Source organism: Micromonospora sp. WMMC415 (genome assembly GCF_009707425.1).
Classification (GTDB): domain Bacteria; phylum Actinomycetota; class Actinomycetes; order Mycobacteriales; family Micromonosporaceae; genus Micromonospora.
This window is the reverse complement of record NZ_CP046104.1, coordinates 4,756,721-4,779,348: the sequence shown is the minus strand read 5'-3', so window position 1 is coordinate 4,779,348 and position 22,628 is coordinate 4,756,721. Positions and strand designations below refer to the sequence as shown.

The 22,628-nt window shown below is 73.9% G+C and carries 23 protein-coding genes; 22 read left to right on the top strand and 1 reads right to left on the bottom strand.

Annotated elements, in window-relative coordinates:
- Positions 1 to 263 precede the first annotated feature (263 nt).
- The 6 genes from ribD (at position 264) to GKC29_RS22555 (ending at position 4,805) form a co-directional block, all read left to right on the top strand.
- Complete coding sequence (ribD, locus tag GKC29_RS22580) at positions 264 to 1,325, top strand: bifunctional diaminohydroxyphosphoribosylaminopyrimidine deaminase/5-amino-6-(5-phosphoribosylamino)uracil reductase RibD (RefSeq protein ID WP_155332720.1); 1,062 nt, start codon at positions 264 to 266, stop codon at positions 1,323 to 1,325.
- 1 nt (position 1,326) lies between these two features.
- Positions 1,327 to 2,022 (top strand): riboflavin synthase, encoded by a 696-nt coding sequence (locus GKC29_RS22575; RefSeq protein WP_155332719.1) that lies wholly within the window; start codon positions 1,327 to 1,329, stop codon positions 2,020 to 2,022.
- Positions 2,022 to 2,711 (top strand): nicotinamide riboside transporter PnuC, encoded by a 690-nt coding sequence (gene pnuC, locus GKC29_RS22570; protein WP_155332718.1) that lies wholly within the window; start codon positions 2,022 to 2,024, stop codon positions 2,709 to 2,711. Before GKC29_RS22575 ends, pnuC begins: the two co-directional genes overlap by 1 nt.
- The gene (locus GKC29_RS22565) at positions 2,708 to 3,973 is read left to right on the top strand and encodes a bifunctional 3,4-dihydroxy-2-butanone-4-phosphate synthase/GTP cyclohydrolase II (RefSeq protein ID WP_155332717.1); all 1,266 of its coding nucleotides are present in this window, start codon (positions 2,708 to 2,710) and stop codon (positions 3,971 to 3,973) included. Before pnuC ends, GKC29_RS22565 begins: the two co-directional genes overlap by 4 nt.
- A gap of 2 nt (positions 3,974 to 3,975) precedes the next feature.
- The gene (gene ribH / locus GKC29_RS22560) at positions 3,976 to 4,476 is read left to right on the top strand and encodes a 6,7-dimethyl-8-ribityllumazine synthase (RefSeq protein WP_155332716.1); all 501 of its coding nucleotides are present in this window, start codon (positions 3,976 to 3,978) and stop codon (positions 4,474 to 4,476) included.
- Between the two features lie 65 nt (positions 4,477 to 4,541).
- Positions 4,542 to 4,805: a phosphoribosyl-ATP diphosphatase gene (locus tag GKC29_RS22555; protein WP_155332715.1), complete on the top strand. Its 264-nt coding sequence runs from the start codon at positions 4,542 to 4,544 to the stop codon at positions 4,803 to 4,805.
- On the opposite strand, the gene GKC29_RS22550 is transcribed toward GKC29_RS22555, so the two are convergent.
- A complete protein-coding gene (locus tag GKC29_RS22550) occupies positions 4,790 to 6,028 on the bottom strand; it encodes an RNA-guided endonuclease TnpB family protein (protein ID WP_155332714.1) in 1,239 nt (412 codons plus the stop codon). The two genes, GKC29_RS22555 and GKC29_RS22550, sit on opposite strands and share 16 nt — an antisense overlap.
- Positions 6,029 to 6,175: 147 nt before the next feature.
- Here GKC29_RS22550 and hisG point away from each other — a divergent pair, with 147 nt between their 5' ends.
- The 16 genes from hisG (at position 6,176) to GKC29_RS22470 (ending at position 22,608) form a co-directional block, all read left to right on the top strand.
- On the top strand, positions 6,176 to 7,021 hold the full coding sequence (hisG, locus tag GKC29_RS22545; protein WP_155332713.1) for an ATP phosphoribosyltransferase: 846 nt from the start codon (positions 6,176 to 6,178) through the stop codon (positions 7,019 to 7,021).
- A 65-nt stretch (positions 7,022 to 7,086) separates the two neighbouring features.
- Positions 7,087 to 8,142, top strand: a complete 1,056-nt coding sequence (locus GKC29_RS22540; RefSeq protein WP_230688777.1) for a DMT family transporter — start codon at positions 7,087 to 7,089, stop codon at positions 8,140 to 8,142.
- 260 nt (positions 8,143 to 8,402) lie between these two features.
- Entirely contained in the window at positions 8,403 to 8,876 is a 474-nt protein-coding gene (locus GKC29_RS22535) for a PH domain-containing protein (protein WP_155332712.1), read from the top strand.
- A gap of 362 nt (positions 8,877 to 9,238) precedes the next feature.
- Positions 9,239 to 9,853, top strand: a complete 615-nt coding sequence (infC, locus tag GKC29_RS22530) for a translation initiation factor IF-3 (protein ID WP_155332711.1) — start codon at positions 9,239 to 9,241, stop codon at positions 9,851 to 9,853.
- Between the two features lie 20 nt (positions 9,854 to 9,873).
- Positions 9,874 to 10,068 (top strand): 50S ribosomal protein L35, encoded by a 195-nt coding sequence (gene rpmI / locus GKC29_RS22525; protein WP_155332710.1) that lies wholly within the window; start codon positions 9,874 to 9,876, stop codon positions 10,066 to 10,068.
- A gap of 32 nt (positions 10,069 to 10,100) precedes the next feature.
- Positions 10,101 to 10,493, top strand: coding sequence for a 50S ribosomal protein L20 (gene rplT / locus GKC29_RS22520; protein ID WP_155332709.1), 393 nt, complete (start codon positions 10,101 to 10,103; stop codon positions 10,491 to 10,493).
- A 29-nt stretch (positions 10,494 to 10,522) separates the two neighbouring features.
- On the top strand, positions 10,523 to 11,413 hold the full coding sequence (locus GKC29_RS22515) for an RNA methyltransferase (RefSeq protein WP_155332708.1): 891 nt from the start codon (positions 10,523 to 10,525) through the stop codon (positions 11,411 to 11,413).
- 167 nt (positions 11,414 to 11,580) lie between these two features.
- Positions 11,581 to 12,648, top strand: coding sequence for a phenylalanine--tRNA ligase subunit alpha (gene pheS / locus GKC29_RS22510; RefSeq protein WP_155332707.1), 1,068 nt, complete (start codon positions 11,581 to 11,583; stop codon positions 12,646 to 12,648).
- 35 nt (positions 12,649 to 12,683) lie between these two features.
- Positions 12,684 to 15,230, top strand: a complete 2,547-nt coding sequence (gene pheT, locus GKC29_RS22505) for a phenylalanine--tRNA ligase subunit beta (protein WP_155332706.1) — start codon at positions 12,684 to 12,686, stop codon at positions 15,228 to 15,230.
- 212 nt (positions 15,231 to 15,442) lie between these two features.
- A complete protein-coding gene (gene argC, locus GKC29_RS22500; RefSeq protein ID WP_155332705.1) occupies positions 15,443 to 16,444 on the top strand; it encodes an N-acetyl-gamma-glutamyl-phosphate reductase in 1,002 nt (333 codons plus the stop codon).
- A gap of 76 nt (positions 16,445 to 16,520) precedes the next feature.
- Positions 16,521 to 17,693, top strand: a complete 1,173-nt coding sequence (gene argJ / locus GKC29_RS22495) for a bifunctional glutamate N-acetyltransferase/amino-acid acetyltransferase ArgJ (RefSeq protein WP_155332704.1) — start codon at positions 16,521 to 16,523, stop codon at positions 17,691 to 17,693.
- Positions 17,690 to 18,625 carry an acetylglutamate kinase gene (gene argB, locus GKC29_RS22490; protein ID WP_155332703.1) on the top strand — a complete coding sequence of 312 codons (936 nt, stop codon included), beginning with the start codon at positions 17,690 to 17,692 and terminating at the stop codon, positions 18,623 to 18,625. Before argJ ends, argB begins: the two co-directional genes overlap by 4 nt.
- Entirely contained in the window at positions 18,622 to 19,929 is a 1,308-nt protein-coding gene (locus GKC29_RS22485; RefSeq protein WP_155332702.1) for an acetylornithine transaminase, read from the top strand. The genes argB and GKC29_RS22485 overlap by 4 nt, the downstream gene beginning before the upstream one ends.
- The gene (gene argF / locus GKC29_RS22480) at positions 19,926 to 20,897 is read left to right on the top strand and encodes an ornithine carbamoyltransferase (RefSeq protein ID WP_155332701.1); all 972 of its coding nucleotides are present in this window, start codon (positions 19,926 to 19,928) and stop codon (positions 20,895 to 20,897) included. Before GKC29_RS22485 ends, argF begins: the two co-directional genes overlap by 4 nt.
- Complete coding sequence (locus GKC29_RS22475; RefSeq protein ID WP_155332700.1) at positions 20,894 to 21,406, top strand: arginine repressor; 513 nt, start codon at positions 20,894 to 20,896, stop codon at positions 21,404 to 21,406. The genes argF and GKC29_RS22475 overlap by 4 nt, the downstream gene beginning before the upstream one ends.
- Complete coding sequence (locus GKC29_RS22470; RefSeq protein ID WP_155332699.1) at positions 21,403 to 22,608, top strand: argininosuccinate synthase; 1,206 nt, start codon at positions 21,403 to 21,405, stop codon at positions 22,606 to 22,608. Before GKC29_RS22475 ends, GKC29_RS22470 begins: the two co-directional genes overlap by 4 nt.
- Positions 22,609 to 22,628 lie beyond the last annotated feature (20 nt).

The following is a 22,628-nucleotide window of genomic DNA, read 5'->3' as shown; positions in this document are numbered from 1 at the left end:
ACCCGGGAGCGGTTCGTCCGCCCGGTGGACCTGGTGAGACTCCGGGGCCGACGGTTGGGTGCGGGCACGCCCGCGCTCAGACAGTCCGGATGGGAGACAGCGCGCGGGACGGACGGGCCGTGCCCGGCTGCCGACCTCGGCATGCCGTGACCGCCCCCCGGGTCGGCCCTGCCGTCCCCGGATTCCGCCGCCGCACGCCCGCGGCCCGATGCCGTCGCTCCCGTCGCCGCCCGCGCGCCGACCGGCGAGTGAGAGGGCAGGGCATGGCCGGCGTCTCCGTCGACGAGGCGATGCGTCGCGCGGTCGAACTCGCCGCGCGCGGTCTCGGCACCACCAGCCCCAACCCGGTCGTCGGCTGCGTGCTGCTCGACGCGGACGGCCAGGTCGTCGGTGAGGGCTTCCACGCGTACGCCGGCGGGCCGCACGCCGAGATCGTCGCGCTGGCCCAGGCGGGGGAGCGGGCCCGCGGTGGCACCGCCGTCGTCACCCTGGAGCCCTGCGACCACACCGGTCGCACCGGCCCCTGCAGCACCGCGCTGGTGCAGGCCGGGGTGTCCCGGGTGGTCATCGCCGTGCCCGACCCGAACCCGGTCGCGTCGGGCGGCGCCGCCACGTTGCGCGCCGCGGGGGTCCAGGTCGACACGGGGGTACGCGCCGCCGAGGCGGAGGCCGGCAACATCTCCTGGCTGACCTCGATGCGCCGGGGCTGGCCGTACGTCATCTGGAAGTACGCCGCGACGCTGGACGGCCGGTCGGCGGCCGCCGACGGCACCAGCATGTGGATCACCTCCGAGGCGGCGCGGATGGACGTGCACGCCCTCCGCGGGACGGTCGACGCCGTCATCGCCGGCGTGGGCACCGTGCTGGCCGACGACCCCCGCCTCACCGCCCGGAACCTGCGCGACGGCAGCCTGGCCATCCGCCAGCCGCTGCGGGTGGTGGTCGACTCGGCGGGGCGTACCCCGTCCGGGGCACGGGTCCGCGACGCCGCCGCCTCGACCTGGATCGCCACCGCAGCGGAGGTCGGCGCCGGCCCCGACGGCCGGGTGGACCTGCCGGCGCTGCTCGCCGTGCTGCACGGCCGCGGGGTGCGGGCGGCGCTGCTGGAGGGCGGGCCGCGCCTGGCCGGCGCGTTCCTCGCCGCCGGCCTGGTCGACAAGATCGTCGGGTACGTCGCGCCCCGGCTGCTCGGCGCCGGCCCGACCGCGTTGGTCGACGCGGGTGTGACCACGATCGCCGAGGCCATCGAATTGGAGCTCGTCGACGTTACGCAGGTCGGTCCCGATCTGCGGATCACCGCGCTGCCCCGGAAGAGGGAGGGCTGACATGTTCACCGGCATCGTCGAGGAGTTGGGCGAGGTCGTCCGGGTCACCGAGACCGCGGGCGACTCCGCGCTGGTCGCGATCCGTGGCCCCCTGGTCACCTCGGACGCCCGGCACGGCGACTCGATCGCGGTCAACGGCGTCTGCCTGACCGTGGTGGATGTCGCCGACGGGACGTTCACCGCCGACGTGATGGGGGAGACGCTGCGCCGCTCCGCGCTCGGCGCGCTGCGGCCGGGCGACCCGGTCAACCTGGAGCGGGCCGCCGCCCTCGGCAGCCGCCTGGGCGGGCACCTGGTGCAGGGGCACGTGGACGGCGTCGGCGAGGTCGTCTCCCGGGAGCCGGCCGACCAGTGGGAGACGGTACGGTTCCGCCTCCCCGCCGCCCTGGCCCGGTACGTGGTGGAGAAGGGCTCGATCACCGTCGACGGGGTGTCGCTGACCGTGGCGGGCGTCGGGACCGACTGGTTCTCGGTCGGCCTGATCCCGACCACGCTGAAGCTCACCACCCTCGGGACGCGCGGTGTCGGCGACCCGGTCAACCTCGAGGTCGACGTGCTGGCCAAGTACGTCGAGCGCCTGCTCGGCGCGCACCTGCCGGGCGAGGCGGGCCGGCCGGAGGGGGGCCTGCCCGGCGCCGTCGGCCTGCCCGGCAGCGGCGGCCTGCCCGGCGTCGCGGCCGCGGGCGGGGTGGCCTGATGGGCCCGCTCGGCTGGCTGCTCGACGCCCAGGTGAGCATCGCCGGCTCGCCCGTGCTGGTCCGCGAGATCGTCGGCAACGTCTTCGGCCTCGCGTCCGCCCTGCTCGGGCTGCGCCGGCTGGTGTGGGCGTGGCCGGTCGGCATGATCGGCAACGCGTTGCTGTTCACCGTCTTCCTCGGCGGGGCGTTCGCCACGCCGCAGGCGCACGACCTCTACGGCCAGGCCGGCCGGCAGGTGTTCTTCTTCGGCGTCAGCCTCTACGGCTGGTGGCGCTGGTCGCACAACCGCCGCCGGGGCGCCGACGGGGCGCCGGCCGTGGAGCCGCGCTGGGCCACCGGCCGGGAACGGCTCGGCCTGCTGCTCGCCGCCGTCGCCGGGACCGCGGCCGCGTACCCGGTGCTCGCCGCACTGGGCTCCTGGGGCCCGCTGCCGGACGCGTGGATCCTCACCGGCAGCCTGCTCGCCACCTACGGGATGGCCCGCGGCTACGTCGACTTCTGGCTCATCTGGATCGCCGTCGACGCGGTGGGCGTGCCGCTGCTGCTGCGCGGCGGCTACTACCCCTCGGCGGCCATGTACCTCGTCTACGGCGCGTTCTGCGTCTGGGGCCTCGCCGCGTGGTGGCGCACGTCGCGCGCCACCCGCCCCGCCCCGATCACGCCGACCTACTCGGAGGCAGTCGCATGAGCACCTTTGGCAGCATCGAGCAGGCCGTGGAGGACATCGCGGCCGGCCGGCCCGTCGTCGTGGTCGACGACGAGAACCGGGAGAACGAGGGCGACCTGATCTTCGCGGCCGAGCTGGCGACGCCGGAGCTGCTCGCGTTCATGGTCCGGTACACGTCGGGCTACATCTGCGTGCCGCTGACCGAGAGCGAGTGCGACCGGCTGGACCTGCCGCCCATGCACCACACCAACCAGGACAAGCGCGGCACCGCGTACGCGGTGACCGTGGACGCCCGGGAGGGCGTGAGCACCGGCATCTCGGCCGCCGACCGGGCGCACACGATCCGGCTGCTCGCCGACCCCACCACCGGCCCCGCCGACCTGGCCCGACCGGGCCACGTGGTGCCGTTGCGGGCCCGCGAGGGCGGCGTGCTGCGCCGGCCCGGGCACACCGAGGCCGCGGTCGACCTGACCCGGCTGGCCGGGCTGCGCCCGGCCGGCGTGCTCTGCGAGCTGGTGAACGACGACGGCACGATGATGCGGCTGCCGGACCTGGAGAAGTTCTGCGCCGAGCACTCGTTGACCCTGGTCACCATCGCGGACCTGGTCGCCTACCGGCGGCGGACGGAGAAGCAGGTCGAGCTGGTCGCCGACACCCGCATGCCGACGAGCCACGGCGTGTTCCGGGCCCTGGGCTACCGCAGCGACTACGACTCGGCCGAGCACGTCGCGCTGGTGATGGGTGACATCGGCGACGGCCGGGACGTGCTGGTCCGGGTGCACTCGGAGTGCCTCACCGGCGACGTGTTCGGCTCGGTCCGCTGCGACTGTGGCCCGCAGCTCAACGCCGCCCTGGACCGGGTCGCCCAGGAGGGGCGGGGCGTGGTGCTCTACGTCCGCGGGCACGAGGGGCGGGGCATCGGCCTGCTGCACAAGCTCCAGGCGTACCAGCTCCAGGACCTGGGCCGGGACACCGTCGACGCCAACCTGGACCTGGGCCTGCCGGCGGACGCCCGGGACTACGGCACCGGCGCGCAGATCCTCTACGACCTGGGCGTGCGCTCGATGCGGCTGCTCACCAACAACCCGGCCAAGCGCGCCGGCCTGGAGGGGTACGGCCTGACCATCACCGGGCGCGAGGGCCTGCCGGTGCGGCCGCACCCGGAGAACGTTCGCTACCTGCGGACCAAGCGGGACCGGATGGGTCACCTGCTGGACGAACTGGACGAGGTGACCGAGGCGCCGATGGGCCGCCCGGTTCCCGGCGACGAGATCGGAGCGTAGACATGGCGGGATTCGGGGAGCCGGGCATCGACACCGTCGACGCGACCGGTCTGACGGTGGGAGTGGTCGCGGCCCGCTGGCACGGTGACCTCACCGACCACATGCTCGACCGGGCGGTCGCCGCCGCCGAGGCCTGCGGGGCGCGCTCGGTGGTGGCCCGGGTGGCCGGCTCGGTGGAGCTGCCGGTGGTCGCCCAGGCCCTCGCCCGCCGCTGCGACGTGGTGGTCGCGCTCGGTGTCGTGGTGCGCGGCGCCACCGCCCACTTCGACTTCGTCTGCCGCTCGGTCACCGACGGGCTCACCCGGGTGGCGCTGGACGAGGGCAAGCCGGTCGCGCACGGCGTGCTGACCGTCGACACCATCGAGCAGGCCCGGGACCGGGCCGGCCTGCCCGGCTCGGCCGAGGACAAGGGCTGGGCGGCCACCGTCGCCGCGCTCGACGCCGCCCTCGCCATCCGCGGCGTGTCGGCGGCCTCCGCCCAGCGCGTCGGCTTCGGCGGCTGACCACGGGACGGACGCGCCGGACCCCTGCGGCGCCGCGGCGGCCCGGTGGTTGAGAGAATCGGCCGGTGAAGACGTTCGAGGAGTTGTTCGCCGAGCTGCAGGCCAAGGCCGCCGCCGGCACCCCGGGCTCGGGCACGGTCGCCGCCCTGGAGAAGGGGGTGCACTTCATCGGCAAGAAGGTCGTCGAGGAGGCGGCCGAGTCGTGGATGGCCGCCGAGCACGAGGGGCCCGAGCGGGCCGCCGAGGAGATCTCGCAGCTGCTCTACCAGGTGCAGGTGCTGATGCTCGCCACCGGCCTCGACCTGAAGGACGTCTACCGACATCTTTGACATCCGCCCGGCTCTAATGGGCCGGGTTTTCCCACCCTCGCGGGTGAGTGTTCCTGGTTCACCGCAGACTGCACGGAAGGTTGCCCTTCGTGTCTGACGTCCGCTCCGCAGGCGTTTTTCGTCTCGGCCAGCCCGGCCGCGACGGCGATGTTCTTGGCGGCGTTGACGTCCCTGTCGTGGAGGGTGCCGCAACTCGGACACGTCCAATGGCGTGTGCCGAGCGAGAGCGTGTCGAGCAGATGCCCGCAGGCCGAGCAGGTTTTCGAGGACGGAAACCAGCGGTCCACGACCGCGAGGTGCCGCCCATCCCGGTGCGCCTTGTAGGTCAGCAGTTCGCGGAACTTAACCCAGCCAGTGCAGGAGATTGCGCGGGCCAGCTTACGGTTGCGAACCATGCCGGCCACGTTGAGGTCTTCCACGGCGACAGCGCCGAAGCGCCGAACGAGGTCAGTGCTGGCCTTGTGGAGGAAGTCCTGCCGGGCGTCGCGGATGCGGGAGTGAACGCGGGCGACCCTGACCTTGGCTTTGTTCCGGTTGTTCGAGCCGCGTTGCTTACGAGCCATGATGCGCTGATACCGCTTCAATCGGCGTTCATGGCGCTTCCAGTTGCGGGGGTGCGGGATGCGCTCCCCGGTAGACAGGACCGCGAAGTCGGCCAACCCGAGATCCACTCCGACGATTTGTTCCGTTGGCTCGGGTGCCGTGGGTGGGTTGATGTTCACGGCGAAGGTGACGAACCAACGGCCGTCCGGGTCACGCGACACGGTCACCATCGTCGGGTCGACGGCTTTCACGTCCATGTCCGACCACGACCACACGAACCGCAGAGCACCCGGCATCTTTGCCAGCGTCAGGTTCCCGTCGCACATGCGGAGGGCCGACCGGGTGAACGACGCGGACTGCCGCCCCTGCCGAGACTTGAAACGCGGATAGCGGGCGCGCTTTTGAAAGAAGGCGGTGAAGGCACTGTGCTGATGCCGCAGTGTCTGCTGCAACGGCACCGACGACACGTCGTTGAGGAAAGCCAATTCGGGCAGGCGCTTCATCTGCGTCAGCGCCCGATCCGTCTCGGCGTACGAGGTGGACTTTCCCTCCGCGTGGTAGCGGCCGTGCCGGGCAGCGAGGGTGCGGTTCCAGACGACGCGTACGCACCCGAACGTGCGGTTCAGCACGCTGGCCTGCTCGGGTGTCGGGTACGCCCGGCACCGGTACGCCGTCCTCATACGTCAGCTTCTACCAGAGGAGGGAGGCTCATGGCTGGACCACAGTGTGCTGCCATTCCTACCCGTCCCGAACGACGGGGCATCCTGTCAGCCTTCCGGTGATTGCAACCGTCCCCTGATCAGACCCGATCGAAGGAGCACTCCGCAGTGCTGCGTGTCGCCGTACCCAACAAGGGCGCCCTCGCCGAGAAGGCCGCCCAGATGCTGCGCGAGGCGGGCTACCGCCAGCGCACCGACCCGAAGGACCTGGTCTGCCGGGACGAGCCCAACGACATCGAGTTCTTCTACCTGCGCCCGAAGGACATCGCCACCTACGTCGGCTCCGGTGACCTGGACGTCGGCATCACCGGCCGGGATCTGCTGATCGACTCCGGCGCGCCGGCCGAGGAGATCGTCGACCTGGCCTTCGGCCGGGCCACCTTCCGCTTCGCCGCCCGCCCCGAGGACGTCGACTCCGTGCAGGAGCTGGGCGGGCACCGGATCGCCACCGCGTACCCCGGCCTGGTCGAGCGGCACCTCGCCGACCTCGGTGTGAAGGCCGACGTGATCCGCCTCGACGGCGCGGTGGAGAACGCCATCCGTCTCGGTGTCGCCGACGTCGTCGCGGACGTGGTGGAGACCGGCGCCACGCTGCGGCAGGCCGGCCTGGTCGTGTTCGGCGAGCCGCTGCTGCGGTCCTCGGCCGTCCTGGTCCGCCGCGCCGCCGCGCCGACCCACCCGCAGTGCGAGCAGCTTCTGCGCCGCCTGCACGGGGTCCTCGTCGCCCGGCGCTACGTGATGCTCGCGTACGACGTGCCGGCCGGCCTGCTCGACCGGGCCAGTTCGCTGACGCCGGGCATCGAGTCGCCGACCGTCTCCCCATTGCACCGCGAGGGCTGGGTGGCCGTGCAGGCGATGGTGCTCCGCGACGACGTGCACCGGATCATGGACGAGCTGTACGAGTTGGGTGCTCGCGCGATCCTCGTCACGAACATCCACGCGTGCCGGCTGTGAGGCGGCCCTTCCGGGCGCCCGAAGCCTCGTCGGTATTACCGCCGGCCCCGGCGGCACCCCGCCTGGTGCCCGCGTGGGTCGCGCTGGTCGTGGTGACCCTCGGCGGGGTCGCCTCGGCGGCGCAGGGTGCGGTGAACGGCGAGCTGGGCGAGCGGGCCGGCGACGCCACCCTCGCCGCCGTGGTCAACAACCTCGGCGGATGTCTCCTGGTGGGGCTCGGGGTGCTGGCGCTCCGGTCGCTCCGCGCCGACCTGCGCGGGTTGCGCGGGGCGCGCCTGCCCTGGTGGGCGTACCTGGGTGGGCTCGGCGGCGCGGCGATCGTCGTGCTCGGCGCGTACGTGGTGCCGGTGCTCGGGGTGGCGGTGTTCACCATCGCCCAGGTCGCGGGCGGCAGCCTCGGCGGGCTGGCGGTGGACCGGGCCGGTCTCGCACCGGTGGGGCGGATCGCGTTCACCGGTCCCCGGCTGGCCGGGGCGCTGCTGGGGGTGGCGGCGGTGACGCTGGCCCAGCTCGGGCAGCCCGTCGGCGACCTGGCTCTGGGCGTGGTCCTGCTCGCCGTCGTCGGCGGCGTCGCGGTGGCGTTGCAGTCCGCGCTCAACGGCCGGGTCTCGGCCGCCAGTTCCGCCGCCGCCGGGGTGGCGGTGAACTTCGCCGTCAGCACCCCGGCCGTGCTGCTCGTCGCGGCGCTGGCCGGGGCCCTGACCGGTCCCGCCCCGTCCTGGCCGGACGCCTGGTTCCTCTACACCGGCGGTCTCCTCGGCGTCGGCATCGTCGCCAGCCTGGTGGTCGGCGTCCGGGTGGTGGGCGTCCTGCGGACCGGGCTGCTGCTGGTCGCGGGCCAGCTCGGCGGCGCGCTGGTGCTGGACGCGCTGCTGCCCGGCGGCCCCGGCGTCCGGCTGCCGGTGCTCGCCGGGGCGCTGCTCACCCTGGCCGCCGCTCTGCTCGCCGGCCGGGGCTCCGGGCAGGGCCGTGGATGGCGCACCGGACGGGGCGTCGGGCGGGGTTCCGGGCGGGGTGACACAGTGCCCGCCCCGTCCGTCGGGCCGGCGGGGTTGCCCACCCAGAGCATTCGGCCGGACCTGGGTGAACCGGTGGACCGGCCGTCCGGCCGCCGCTCCTGATCGCCCGAGCCCCGGCCAACCGCCCGGCGCCCTTTGCTCTGCTTCAACGGACGCACCAGTTCCGGCCCGAAACCTCCGCGTGGGGTGAAGCAGAGCAAAGGGCCTGCATCACCCGGTCGCCGCCACCGGCGGCTCGTCGGCTGGCCACCCAGGCCGGCCCACGCCCACCATCCGCCGGCCCGCCGTGGCGGATCAGCGGGCCGGGGCCGGTCGCGTGTGGCGGGCGCGGGCGGGCCCGAGGCGGGTGGCAGACTGGTGGGGTGAGCGAAACCGAGTCGATCCGCATCCGGCCCCGCCGCATCCGGCTGGTCTGCTGGGCCTCGGCGGCGGTGCTGGTGGTGGTGTTCACCCTCCTGGCCACGTCGCTGACCGGGCCGACCGGCAACGGCTACGGCACGTTCCAGCGGGGCGACCAGCTCGCCATGATCGGCCTCGGCGTGTTCGGCGCGTTCGGCTTCCTGCTCTTCACCCGCCCGATGGTCGAGGCTGACGCGCGGCGGGTGCGGGTGCGCAACGTGATCGGCTCGTACGAGCTGCCGTGGGAGGTCGTCCGCGGGGTCCGCTTCGACCGGGGCGCCCCGTGGGCCAGCCTGGAGCTGCACGACGACGACCTGGTGCCGATGGTGGCCCTCCAGGCCGCCGACAAGGAACTGGCCGTCGAGGGGGTCCGCGCGCTGCGCCGCCTGCACCAGGCCCACCAGACCCGCCTGGCCGAGGGCGCCTCCGGCCGCTGACCGGCCGGGCGGCACCCCGGCCGGCGCGCGTTCCCGGCCGGCCGCCATGCCCGGTTTGGGGTCACCCTGGGCGGGGGTGTAGTGTTGTCGAGTCGACCAGGCTGTCCGCGTTTGTGCGGGCGGCCGTGAAAGTGGGGCGCCTGCTCCCACCCGAGTCGCCGCGAGGCGGCCGGGTCCGGTCACCGGTTCCGGGCACGTCCCGGCGCCGGATGCGCGACCATGTGGTCGTGCCGACCGGTCGAGCGGGCCCTGGCAATGCGCCGGGGCCTTCTGCTTTCCGGGCCGGTTCCCACCCGGGAGCCGCGGGGTCGGCCACGCAGGAACACTCGACTCGAGGAGGCCCCATCAGCGTCGAACCACGCGTGAACGAGCAGATCCGGGCACGTGAGGTCCGACTGGTCGGCCCTGAGGGTGAGCAGGTGGGCATCGTCCCGCTGGAGCGCGCCCTTCAGCTGGCCGCGGACGTCGACCTGGACCTGGTCGAGGTTGCGCCGATGGCGCGCCCGCCGGTGTGCAAGCTCATGGACTTCGGCAAGTTCAAGTACGAGAGCGCACTCAAGGCGCGCGAAGCGCGGCGTAACCAGCAGCAGACCGTCATCAAGGAGATGAAGCTCCGGCCGAAGATCGACCCGCACGACTACGAGACCAAGAAGGGTCACGTGGTGCGGTTCCTCAAGGCCGGCGACAAGGTCAAGGTGACGATCATGTTCCGCGGTCGGGAGCAGAGCCGCCCGGAGCTGGGGTACCGGCTCCTGCGCCGGCTCGAGTCCGAGATCTCGGAGCTGGGGTACGTCGAGGCCGCGCCGAAGCAGGACGGCCGCAACATGATCATGGTGCTCGCACCGCACCGCGCCACCAAGGCGGCCGCCACGGCGGCCCGCGGCGGCGCGCTACCGCGGGGCGAGCGGGAATCCGGCGCCCCCGAGGCGGCGCCGCCGGTCGAGCCGGCCGGACCCGCCGGGACCACCGGCGAGTAACAGGGGAGAAGACGTTCCACATGCCGAAGATGAAGAGCCACACCGGGATGGGCAAGCGCGTCCGGCTGACCGGTAAGGGCAAGGTCGTGAAGCAGCAGGCGGGCCTGCGCCACAACCTGGAGAAGAAGCCCTCCACCCGGACCCGCCGCCTGACCGGCACCGTCGTCGCCGCCAAGGCCGACGTCAAGCGCATCAAGAAGCTGCTCGGCCGCTGACGCGCGCCACCTGAACCGAAGAAGGAGTTGAGATGGCACGCGTCAAGCGGGCTGTGAACGCCCAGAAGAAGCGCCGTACCCTGCTGGAGACCGCGAGCGGCTACCGCGGTCAGCGCTCCCGCCTGTACCGCAAGGCCAAGGAGCAGGTGCTGCACTCGATGCAGTACGCCTACCGGGACCGTCGTGACCGCAAGGGCGACTTCCGGCAGCTGTGGATCCAGCGGATCAACGCGGGTGCCCGCGCCAACGGGCTCACCTACAACCGCCTGATCCAGGGCCTCAAGCTGGCCGGCATCGAGGTCGACCGGAAGATCCTGGCCGACATGGCCGTCAACGACGCCGCCGCCTTCGCGGCGATCGTCGAGCTGGCCCGCGCCGCCGTCGCGGCCGAGGGCACCGGTGGCGCCGCGGCCCAGGCCGCCTGATCCACCCACGGCAGATCGAGGCGTCTCCCATGCAGTCACGACCGCACGGGAGGCGCCTCGACGCCGTCTCCGGGCCGTTCACGCCGCGTACCCCACGGGTTGTCGCCGCCCGCCGGCTCCAGCGCCGCCGGGACCGCGACGCGGCCGGCCGGTTCCTGGCGGAGGGGCCGCAGGCGGTCCGCGAGGCCCTCACCCGGCCCCGCACGGTCCTGGAACTCTTCGGTACGCCGGCCGCGCTCGACCGGTACGCGGACTTGGCCGCCCGCGCGGCCGCCGACGACGTACCCGTCTCCGAGGTCACCGACGAGGCCCTCGCCGCGCTCACCGAGACCGTCGCCCCGCAGGGCCTCGTCGCCGTGTGCCGGCACCTCGACGTACCGCTGGACACCGCCCTGACGCGCGGGCCGCGGCTGGTCGCGGTGCTCGCCGGCATCCGTGATCCGGGCAACGCCGGCACCGTGCTGCGCACCGCCGACGCGGCCGGCGCCCAGGTGGTCGTCTTCGCCGGCGAGGCGGTCGACCCGTACAACGGCAAGGCGGTGCGGGCCTCAGCCGGCAGCCTCTTCCACGTCGACGTGGTGCGCGCGCCCGACCCCCTCGCGGCGGTCGCCGCGCTGCGGGCCGCCGGGCTCGCCGTGCTGGCCACCACCGGGTACGGCGTGGACGACCTGGACGACCTCGCCGACGCCGGCCGGCTGGCCGCCCCCACCGCCTGGCTGTTCGGCTCCGAGGCGCACGGGCTGGCCGACGAGCTGACCGCCGCCGCCGACGCCCGCGTCCGGGTGCCGCTGCACGGGCGCGCCGAGAGCCTCAACCTGGCTGCGGCCGCGGCGGTGTGCCTGTACGCTTCAGCGAGAGCGCAGCGCCGGCCGTCGACCGGCTGCGCGGCCGAGACAGCAGGGGAGAGTGCCCGCCCATGAACGCGCCACGGCGTTCGTTTAGCCAGCCCGCCGGTGTCGGCGGGCGGCGGGCCTGACCTGCTCTCCGCACAACTCCCACCGGCGGGCTGCGGCGAAGCCGCGCGTCCGTAGACTCGCTTCGCCGCCTGACGAGGGCCGGCGCCGCCGTGAGGGAGTGCCCGTACGCCATGACCTACCGCAACGATCCGTACGACCCGAAGCAGGTCGCCCTGCTCGACCCGGCCGCCCTGGCCGAGGCCGTCGCCGCCGCCGAGAAGGCGTTCGCCGACGCCGCCGACCCGGACGCGTTGACCGCGCTGCGCCCCGCGCACCTGGGTGACCGGGCCCCGGTCTCGCTGGCGCGCCGCGAGATCGGCGCGCTGCCGCCGGCCGCCAAGTCCGACGCCGGCAAGCGGGTCAACGAGGCCCGCCGGGCGATCGAGTCCGCGTACGCCGCCCGTGCCGAGGTCCTCGAGCGCGAGCAGGCCGAGCGGATGCTGGTCGAGGAGCGGGTGGACGTCACCCTGCCGTACGACCGGCGCCAGAAGGGCGCGCGGCACCCGGTCAGCACGCTCATGGAGCAGATCAGCGACTTCTTCGTCGGGATGGGCTACGAGGTGGCCGAGGGGCCCGAGGTCGAGCTGGAGTGGACGAACTTCGACGCGCTGAACATCCCGCCGGACCACCCGGCGCGCGGCCTGATGGACACCTTCCACGTCGCACCGGAGAGTTCGGGGCTGGTGCTGCGTACCCACACCTCGCCGGTGCAGGCGCGGACGATGTTGACCCGCAAGCCGCCGATCTACGTGATCTGCCCCGGCCGGGTCTACCGCACCGACGAGCTGGACGCCACCCACGCGCCGGTCTTCCACCAGGTGGAGGGCCTGGTGGTCGACAAGGGCATCACGATGGCGCACCTGCGCGGCACCTTGGACCACTTCGCGCGGGCCATGTTCGGCCCGGACGCGAAGACCCGGTGGCGCCCGCACTACTTCCCGTTCACCGAGCCGTCGGCCGAGTTCGACGTGTGGTTCCCGGAGCACCGCAAGGGTCCGCAGTGGGTCGAGTGGGGTGGCTGCGGCATGGTGAACCCGCGCGTGCTGCGGGCCTGCGGCATCGACCCGGAGGTCTACTCCGGATTCGCCTTCGGGATGGGCATCGACCGGACGGTCATGTTCCGCCACGGTGTCGGCGACATGCGGGACATGGTCGAGGGCGACGTCCGGTTCACCCGGGCGTTCGGATACGGGGCGTAGTGCGGGCACGAGTTACGGAGACGGTGGTCTGAGTCATGCGAGTTTCTGTCAGCTGGCTGCGCGAGTACGTCGACCTGCCGGCCCACCTGGCCCCGGCCGACCTGGAGCAGGCCCTGGTGGACCTGGGCATCGAGGTCGAGTCCATCGTGGACCTGGGTGAGACGGTCACCGGGCCGCTGGTGGTCGGTGAGGTCCGGGAGATCGAGGAGCTGACCGGCTTCAAGAAGCCGATCCGGTTCTGCCGGGTCGACGTGGGCGACGCCAACGGCACCGGCGAGCTCCAGGAGATCGTCTGCGGGGCGCGGAACTTCACCGTCGGCGACCGGGTGGTGGTGATCCTCCCCGGCGGCGTGCTGCCCGGGAATTTCGCCATCGGGGCGCGCAGGACGTACGGGCGCAACTCCAACGGCATGATCTGCTCGGCGAAGGAGCTGGGGCTCGGTGACGACCACTCGGGCATCATCGTGCTGCCCGAGTCCAGCCCGGCCAAGCCCGGCGACGACGCCCGCCCGGTGGTGGGGCTCGACGACGTCGTGGTCGAGGTCGAGCTGACGCCGGACCGCGGGTACCAGATGTCGGTCCGCGGCATCGCCCGCGAGCTGGCGCACGCCGTCGGGGTGCCGTTCCGCGACCCGGGGCTGGTGCCGGCGCCGGGCGCGACCGAGCGGCCCGCGTACCCGGTCGAGGTGCGTGACACGGTCGGCTGCGACCGGTTCGCCGCCCGGATGGTGCGTGGCGTCGACCCGGCCGCGCCCTCGCCTGCCTGGATGGTGCAGCGGCTCACCACCGCCGGCGTCCGCAGCATCTCGCTGCCGGTCGACATCACCAACTACGTGATGCTCGAACTGGGCCAGCCGATGCACGCGTTCGACGCGGACCGGATCGCCGGCACGCTGGTGGTCCGCCGCGCCGAGCCGGGGGAGAAGCTGACCACCCTGGACGGGGTGACCCGTACGCTCGCCGCCGAGGACATGGTGATCTGCGACGACACCGGGCCGGTCTCGCTCGCCGCGGTGATGGGCGGGGAGACCAGCGAGGTGGTCGAGGGCACCACGAACGTGCTGTTCGAGGCCGCCCACTGGGATCCGGTGATGGTCGGGCGCACCGCCCGCCGGCACAAGCTGTTCAGCGAGGCCGCGAAGCGCTGGGAACGGGGCGTCGACCCGGCCCTGCCGCTGGTCGCCATCGAGCGGGCGGTCCGGCTGCTGGTCGAGCACGGCGGCGGCACGGTCGGCGACGAGATCCTCGACCTCGATCACGTCCGGCCGCGTACGCCGATCAGCATGCCGGCCGACCTGCCGTCGCGGCGGGTCGGGGTGGCGTACCCGCCGGCGCGGGTGGTCGACCTGCTGGAGCGGGTCGGCTGCACGGTCGCCGGCGGCGCGGACCGGCTCGCCGAGGATCCGGGCGAGGTCGGCGTGTCGGCCGGCGGCGCGGTCGCGCTGACGGTCACCCCGCCGACCTGGCGGCCGGACCTCACCGACCCGGCCGACCTGGTCGAGGAGGTGGTCCGCCTAGACGGGTACGACCGCGTGCCGTCCGTGCTGCCGGTCGCGCCGGCCGGCCGCGGCCTCACCTGGCAGCAGCGGCGCCGCCGGGCGATCGCCCGGGCGCTCGCCGACCAGGGGCACGTCGAGGTGCTGTCGCAGCCGTTCGTCGCCCCCGACCTGGCCGACCTGCTCGGGTTGCCGGCCGACGACCCGCGCCGGCGGGCGGTGCGCCTGGCCAACCCGCTGTCGGAGGAGGAGCCGCTGCTGCGCACCACGCTGCTCGGCCCGCTGCTCGGCGTGCTTCGGCGCAACCTGGGCCGGGGCCAGCGTGACCTCGCCCTGTACGAGGTCGGCGCGGTCTTCCACCCGCGCCCCGACGCGGGGACCCCGCCGCACATGGGGGTGGAGCACCGCCCGTCGGACGCCGAGTTCGCCGCCGCCGACGCGGTCCTGCCGGACCAGCCGCGGCACGTCGCCGTGGTGCTGGCCGGTGAGATCGAGCCGACCGGCTGGTGGGGTGCGGGCCGCCCGGCCGGCTGGGCGGACGCGGTCGAGGCGGCGCGGACGGTGCTGGCGGTGGCCGGCCTGCCCGACGACCGGGTCACCGTGCGGGCCGCCGAGCACGCGCCCTGGCACCCCGGGCGGTGCGCGCAGGTGCTGGTCGGCGACACCGTCGTCGGGCACGCCGGTGAGCTGCACCCGGCGGTCGTCGCCGCGCTGGAGCTGCCCCGGCGGACCGCCGCGATGGAGCTGAACCTGGACGCCGTGCCCGCCGCCCCGATGCTCCAGGCGCCGGCTGTCTCGTCGTTCCCGCCCGCACTGATCGACGTGGCCCTGGTCGTGGACGCCTCGGTGCCGGCGGCGCAGGTCCAGCAGGCGCTGGTGGAGGGCGCCGGTGAGCTGCTGGAGTCGGTGCGCCTGTTTGACGTGTACTCCTCCGAGCAGCTCGGGGCGGGGCGTCGGTCGCTGGCGTACAAGCTGACGTTCCGGGCGCCCGACCGCACCCTGACGGTGGAGGAGGCGGTGGCGGCCCGCGACGCGGCGGTCGCCCGCGCCGCCGAACGCCACGGCGCCACCCTCCGGGGCGCGTGAAAGGAAGGGGCCCCTGTTAACGCCTCCGGTAGAGGAAGGGACCCCTGTTAACACCTGTGCAGCACGGTGAGGTCCGTGTCGTGCCAGCGCGGCACGGGCCTCATCGCGTCACGGACGGGGTGATCCGCGACACGACCACATTCCCATGCAACTGATTGCATGACCATGCAGCCGATTGCTAGCCTTGTCTGCATAGTCATGCGGAGGTGAGTATGGGAATCCGAGTCGCGGTCGCCGGGGCGAGCGGCTACGCCGGGGGCGAGCTGCTGCGCCTGGTCGCCGGGCACCCGGAGTTCGACCTGGTCGCCGCCACCGCGCACAGCCAGGCCGGGCACCGGTTGGACGCCGTACACCCGCAGCTCACCGGGCTGGACCTGGTGCTCACCGCGACCGACCCGGCGGCCCTGGCCGACGCGGACCTGGTCTTCCTGGCCCTGCCGCACGGCGAGTCGGCGGCGCTCGCCGCCCAGCTCCCTCCCCACGTGCGGGTCGTCGACCTCGGCGCCGACCACCGGCTCGCCGACCCGTACGACTGGGCCAACTACTACGGCGGCACCCACGCCGGGCAGTGGACCTACGGCCTGCCCGAGCTCCCCGGCCAGCGGGAGCTGATCGCCGGCGCCACCCGGGTCGCGAACACCGGCTGCTACGCCGCCACGATCACCCTGGCGCTCGCCCCACTGATCGCCGCCGGCGCCGCCCAGCCCGCCGACGTGGTGGTGGTCGCCGCCTCCGGCACCTCGGGCGCCGGCCGGGCCGCCAAGCCCCACCTGCTCGCCAGCGAGGTGATGGGCGACCTGTCGCCCTACCGGGTCGGCGCGCACCAGCACGTCCCGGAGATCAAGCAGGCCACCGGCGCGACGACCCTGTCGTTCACGCCGGTGCTCGCGCCGATGCCCCGCGGCATCCTCGCGACGGTCACCGCCGTGCCCGCCCGGGGTGTCGACCCGCAGGCGGTGCTCGCGGAGGCGTACGCGGACGCGCCGTTCGTGCACGTGTTGCCCGAGGGACGGTGGCCGCACACCGCCGCCACCCTCGGCTCCAACTCCTGCCACCTCCAGGCCACCGTCGACGTCGACTCCCGCCGGATGATCGTGGTGAGCGCCCTGGACAACCTCGGCAAGGGCGCGGCCGGCCAGGCCGTGCAGAACGCCAACATCATGCTCGGCCTGCCGGAGACCACCGGCCTGTCCGTCTGGGGGACCGCGCCGTGAGCGAATACAGCGAGCGAAGCATCAGGCACGGCAGCGCGGCGCCTCGCGCCGCCGCCGAGCGGAGCGAGGTGGCGGCGTGAGTGTCACCACGCCCCGGGGGTTCCGGGCGGCCGGGGTGGCGGCCGGCCTGAAGGCCAGCGGCGCGGCCGACGTCGCCCTCGTCGTCAACGACGGCCCGGACGCCGGCGTGGCCGGCGTCTTCACCGCCAACCGGGTCAAGGCCGCGCCGGTGCTCTGGACCCAGCAGGTCGTCCACGGCGGCGTGGTCCGGGCGGTGGTGCTCAACTCCGGCGGCGCCAACGCCTGCACCGGCCCCGGCGGCTTCCAGGACACCCACGCCACCGCCGAGCACACCGCCGCCGCGCTCACCGGGGCCAGCCCCCGGCTGTTGCTCGGCGCCGGCGAGGTCGCGGTCTGCTCCACCGGCCTGATCGGCGAGCGGCTGCCCATGGGCAAGCTGCTCCCCGGCGTCCGCGACGCCGTCCGGGCGCTCGGCCGGGACGGCGGGCCGGCCGCCGCCCAGGCCATCATGACGACCGACACCCGGCCGAAGAACGCCGTCGCCCAGGGCAGCGGCTGGACCGTCGGCGGCATGGCCAAGGGCGCGGGGATGCTCGCGCCGGCGCTGGCCACGATGCTCTGCGTTCTCACCACCGACGCGGTGGCCGGACCGGAGACCCTGGACGCGGCGCTGCGGGCGGCCTGCCGGGTGACGTTCGACCGGATCGACTCCGACGGCTGCATGTCCACGAACGACACCGTGCTGCTGCTGGCCAGCGGCGCGAGCGGCATCGCGCCCACCGAGGCGGAGCTGACCGCCGCGGTCACCGCCGCGTGCCACGACCTCGCGCAGCAGCTGATCGCCGACGCCGAGGGCGCCACCAAGCAGATCGCGATCGAGGTGGTCGGCGCGGCCCGTGAGGACGACGCGGTCGAGGTCGCCCGCAGCGTGGCCCGCAACAACCTGGTCAAGACCGCGCTGTTCGGCAACGACCCGAACTGGGGACGGATCCTCGCCGCGGTGGGCACCACGGCCGCCGCGTTCGAGCCGGACGCGGTCGACGTGGCCGTCAACGGTGTGTGGGTGTGCCGAGGCGGGGCCGCCGCCGAGGACCGGTCGAAGGTGGACCTGACCGGGCGGGACGTGACCATCCGCATCGACCTGCACGCCGGTGACGCCGAGGCGACCGTCTGGACGAACGACCTGTCGCACGCATACGTGCACGAGAACTCGGCGTACTCGACATGAGCCTCACCACCGACCTCACCCGCGCCCAGGCCAAGGCCGCGACGCTGATCGAGGCGCTGCCCTGGCTGGCCCGCTTCTCCGGCTCGACCGTCGTGGTCAAGTACGGCGGCAACGCCATGGTCGACCCGGAGCTGCAGCAGGCGTTCGCCGCCGACATGGTGTTCCTGCGCTACGCGGGCCTCAAGCCGGTCGTGGTGCACGGCGGCGGCCCGCAGATCTCGGCCATGCTGGGCCGGCTGGGCATCGACAGCGAGTTCCGGGGCGGGCTGCGGGTGACCACGCCGGAGGCGATGGACGTGGTCCGCATGGTGCTCGTCGGCCAGGTGGGGCGGCAGCTCGTCGGGCTGGTCAACGCGCACGGCCCGTTCGCCGTCGGCCTCTCCGGCGAGGACGCCGGCCTGTTCACCGCCGTCCGGCGGCCCGCGTACGTCGACGGGCAGCCGGTCGACGTCGGCCAGGTCGGCGACGTGGAGTCGGTGGACGTCTCGGCGGTCACCGACCTGATCGCGGCCGGCCGGATCCCGGTGATCTCCACGGTGGCCCCGGACGCGGACGGGGTGCTGCACAACCTCAACGCCGACACGGCCGCCGCCGCGCTGGCGGTCGCCCTGGAGGCCCGCAAGCTCGTCGTCCTCACCGACGTGCCGGGCCTCTACGCCGACTGGCCGGACACGTCGAGCCTGATCAGCGAGATCAGCGACGACGAGCTGGCGAAGCTGCTGCCGTCGCTGGAGTCCGGCATGGTCCCGAAGATGGAGGCGTGCCTGCGGGCGGTGCGCGGGGGAGTGCCCGCCGCGCACGTGGTCGACGGCCGGGTCGCCCATTCCACGCTGCTGGAAGTGTTCACGTCGGAAGGCTTCGGAACGATGGTCGTGAGCGCGGAGCCCGCGGGTCCCGCGGTCGTGACCGAGGAAGGCGTGGTGCCGGCATGAGCACCCTTCTCGACCGCTGGCGGCAGTCCATGATGGACAGCTACGGCACGCCGCCGCTCGCGTTGGTCTCCGGCTCCGGCGCCGTCGTGGTCGACGACGCCGGCCGGGAGTACGTCGACCTGCTCGGCGGCATCGCCGTCAACGCGCTCGGACACGCCCACCCGGCGGTGGTGGCGGCCGTGTCCAAGCAGGTCGCCACCCTCGGGCACGTGTCCAACCTGTACGCCGCCGAACCCCCGGTGGCCCTCGCCGAACTGCTGCTGGCGCTCGCCGGGCGGCCCGGCCGGGTGTTCTTCACCAACTCCGGCGCGGAGGCGAATGAGGCGGCCTTCAAGCTGTCCCGGCTCACCGGGCGCACCCACGTGGTCGCCACCCGGGGCGGCTTCCACGGCCGGACCATGGGCGCGCTGGCGCTCACCGGGCAGCCGGCCAAGGCCGACCCGTTCCGGCCCCTCCCGGGCGACGTCACCCACGTCGAGTACGGCGACGCCGCCGCGCTGGCGGCGGTCGTCACCGAGGCGACCGCGATGGTGATCCTGGAGCCGATCCAGGGCGAGAACGGCGTCGTCGTCCCGCCCCCCGGCTACCTGGCCGAGGCCCGGCGGATCACCGCCGCCCACGGCGCCCTGCTGGTGCTCGACGAGGTGCAGACCGGCGTCGGCCGGACCGGGCACTGGTTCGCCCACCAGGCCGACGGCGTCGAGCCGGACGTGGTCACCCTCGCCAAGGGCCTCGGCGGCGGGCTGCCCATCGGCGCCTGCCTGGCCTTCGGCCCGGCCGCCGAACTGCTCGGTCCCGGCTCGCACGGCACGACGTTCGGCGGCAACCCGGTCAGCTGCGCGGCCGCCCTCGCGGTCGTCGCCACCATCGCCAACGAGGGGCTGCTCGACCACGTCAAGCGGATCGGGGAGCGGCTGCGCCGCGGGATCGAGGCGCTCGGCCACTCCCTGGTCATCGAGGTCCGGGGCGCCGGCCTGCTGCTCGGGATCGCGCTCACCGGGCCGGTCGCCGGCACCGTGGCCAGCGCGCTGCGGGACGCCGGTTTCCTGGTCAACGCCGTGCAACCGGACGTGGTCCGGCTCGCCCCGCCGTTGATCCTCGGCGCCGCCCAGGTCGACGCGTTCCTCGCCGCCCTGCCGGCCGCCCTCGACTCCGCCGCGCTCGCCGACGCCGCGCTCGCCACCGCACCGTCGGTCAGCGAGGCCCGCGAGGCCGCCGCACCCGCCGGCCCGGCCGGCTTCGCCGACAGCGCGCCGGCCGTCCTCGGCGGCACCGGCCCGACCTGCCCGGAGGAGACCACATGATCCGGCACTTCCTGCGGGACGACGACCTCTCGCCCACCGAGCAGTCGGCCGTGCTCGGCCTCGCCGCGCGGATGAAGGCCGACCGGTTCGCGTACAAGCCGCTCGCCGGGCCGCGGTCGGTGGCGGTGCTGTTCGACAAGCAGAGCCTGCGCACCCGGATCTCCTTCGACGCCGGCATCGCCGAGCTGGGTGGGCACCCGCTCGTCGTGGACACGCAGGTCACCCACTTCGGTCGCGGGGAGACCCTCGCCGACGCCGGCCGGGTGCTGTCCCGCTACGTGGCGGCGATCGTGCTGCGCACCCACGGCGACGACCGCATCGCCGAGGTCGCCGCCCACGCCACCGTGCCGGTGGTCAACGCGCTCACCGACACCTACCACCCGTGCCAGTTGCTGGCCGACCTGCTCACCGTCCGGGAGCGCCTCGGCGGCACCGCCGGGCGGACCCTCGCCTACGTCGGGGACGCGGGCAACAACATGGCCCACTCGTACCTGCTGGCCGGAGCCATCGCCGGCATGCACGTACGGGTGGCCGGGCCGGCCGGCTTCCAGCCCGACCCGGACGTGCTGGCTCGCGCCGAGAAGATCGCCGCCGGCACCGGCGGGTCGGTCCGCGCCGGAACCGACCCGGTCGGGGCCGCCCGCGGCGCCGACGTGATCGCCACCGACACCTGGACCTCCATGGGCCAGGAGGAGGACGGCCTGGACCGGATCACGCCCTTCCTGCCGTACCAGGTCAACGCCGCGCTCCTCGCGCACGCCGCGCCGCACGCGATCGTGCTGCACTGCCTGCCCGCGCACCGCGGCGAGGAGATCACCGACGAGGTGCTCGACGGCCCGCAGAGCGCGGTCTTCGACCAGGCGGAGAATCGGCTGCACGCCCAGAAGGCGCTGCTGACGTTCCTCCTCGGGGCCGCACCCGCCCCGGACGTGGTGGCGCTGGACGCCACCACCAGGGAGACACCATGACCGCCCCGCTGACCCGGGCCGCCCGCCACGGCCGCATCGTCGAGCTGATCCGCGACAAGGCGATCCACTCGCAGACCGAGCTGGCCGAACTGCTCGCCGGCGAGGGCGTCCAGGTCACCCAGGCCACCCTCTCGCGGGACCTGAAGGAGCTGGGCGCGGTGACCGTCCGCGGCGGCGACGGGCGCGGCGTCTACCTGATCCCCGAGGACGGCCACCGCCCGCTCCGCGAGGCGGAGGCCGCACCGGCCCGCCTGGTGCGGCTGCTGCGCGAGCTGCTCAACGGGGTCGACTCCAGCGGCAACATCGCCGTGCTGCGCACCCCGCCGGGCGCAGCCCACTACCTGGCCAGCGCGTTGGACCGAGCGGGCCTGCCCGAGGTCGTCGGCACGATCGCCGGCGACGACACCATCCTCGTCGTGGCCCGCGAGGCCGACGGCGGAGCCGCGTTCGGCGACAAGCTCGCCGGCTGGGCCCGCCGCGAAGACAACGTTGAAGGGAGCACATCATGACCGAGCGGGTCGTCCTGGCGTACTCCGGAGGGCTGGACACCTCCGTCGCCATTCCCTACCTGGCCGAGCAGACCGGCGCCGAGGTGATCGCGGTGGCGGTCGACGTCGGGCAGGGCGGCGAGGATCTCGACGCGATCCGGCAGCGCGCCCTGGACTGCGGCGCGGTGGAGGCCGAGGTGGTCGACGCGCGCGACGAGTTCGCCGCCGACTACTGCCTGCCGGCCATCCGCGCCAACGCCCTCTACATGGACCGCTACCCGCTGGTCTCCGCGCTGAGCCGCCCGCTGATCGTCAAGCACCTCGTCGCCGCGGCCCGCAAGCACGGCGGCACCATCGTGTCGCACGGCTGCACCGGCAAGGGCAACGACCAGGTCCGCTTCGAGGTCGGTCTGGGCGCGCTCGCCCCCGATCTGAAGATCGTCGCGCCGGCCCGGGACTTCGCCTGGACCCGGGACAAGGCCATCGCCTTCGCCGAGGAGAAGGGCCTGCCGATCGACGTGACGGCGAAGTCGCCGTACTCGATCGACCAGAACCTGTGGGGCCGCGCCGTCGAGACGGGCTTCCTGGAGGACATCTGGAACGGCCCCATCGAGGACCTGTACTCGTACACGTCCGACCCGGCGCAGGAGCGGGACGCCGACGAGGTCGTCATCACCTTCGACGGCGGCAACCCGGTCGCCATCGACGGCGAGACCGTCACCCCGTACCAGGCGGTCCTGGAGCTGAACCGGCGCGCCGGCGCCCAGGGCGTCGGCCGGCTCGACATGGTCGAGGACCGGCTCGTCGGCATCAAGAGCCGCGAGGTGTACGAGGCGCCGGGCGCGATCGCGCTGATCACCGCCCACCAGGAACTGGAGGCGGTCACCGTCGAGCGGGACCTGGCCCGGTTCAAGCGCGGCGTCGACCAGCGCTGGGGCGAGCTGGTCTACGACGGCCTGTGGTTCTCCCCGTTGAAGTACGCGCTGGACGCGTTCATCGACGACGCCCAGCAGCAGGTGTCCGGCGAGGTGCGGCTCACCCTGCACGGTGGACGGGCCACCGTCACCGGCCGGCGGTCCGAGGCCAGCCTCTACGACTTCGGCCTGGCCACCTACGACACCGGCGACACCTTCGACCAGTCGCTCGCCAAGGGTTTCGTGCAGCTGTGGGGTCTGCCCAGCAAGATGGCCGCCGCCCGGGACGCCCGGTTGGGTGGCTCCTGATCGTGGGTGCGAGCGCGAGG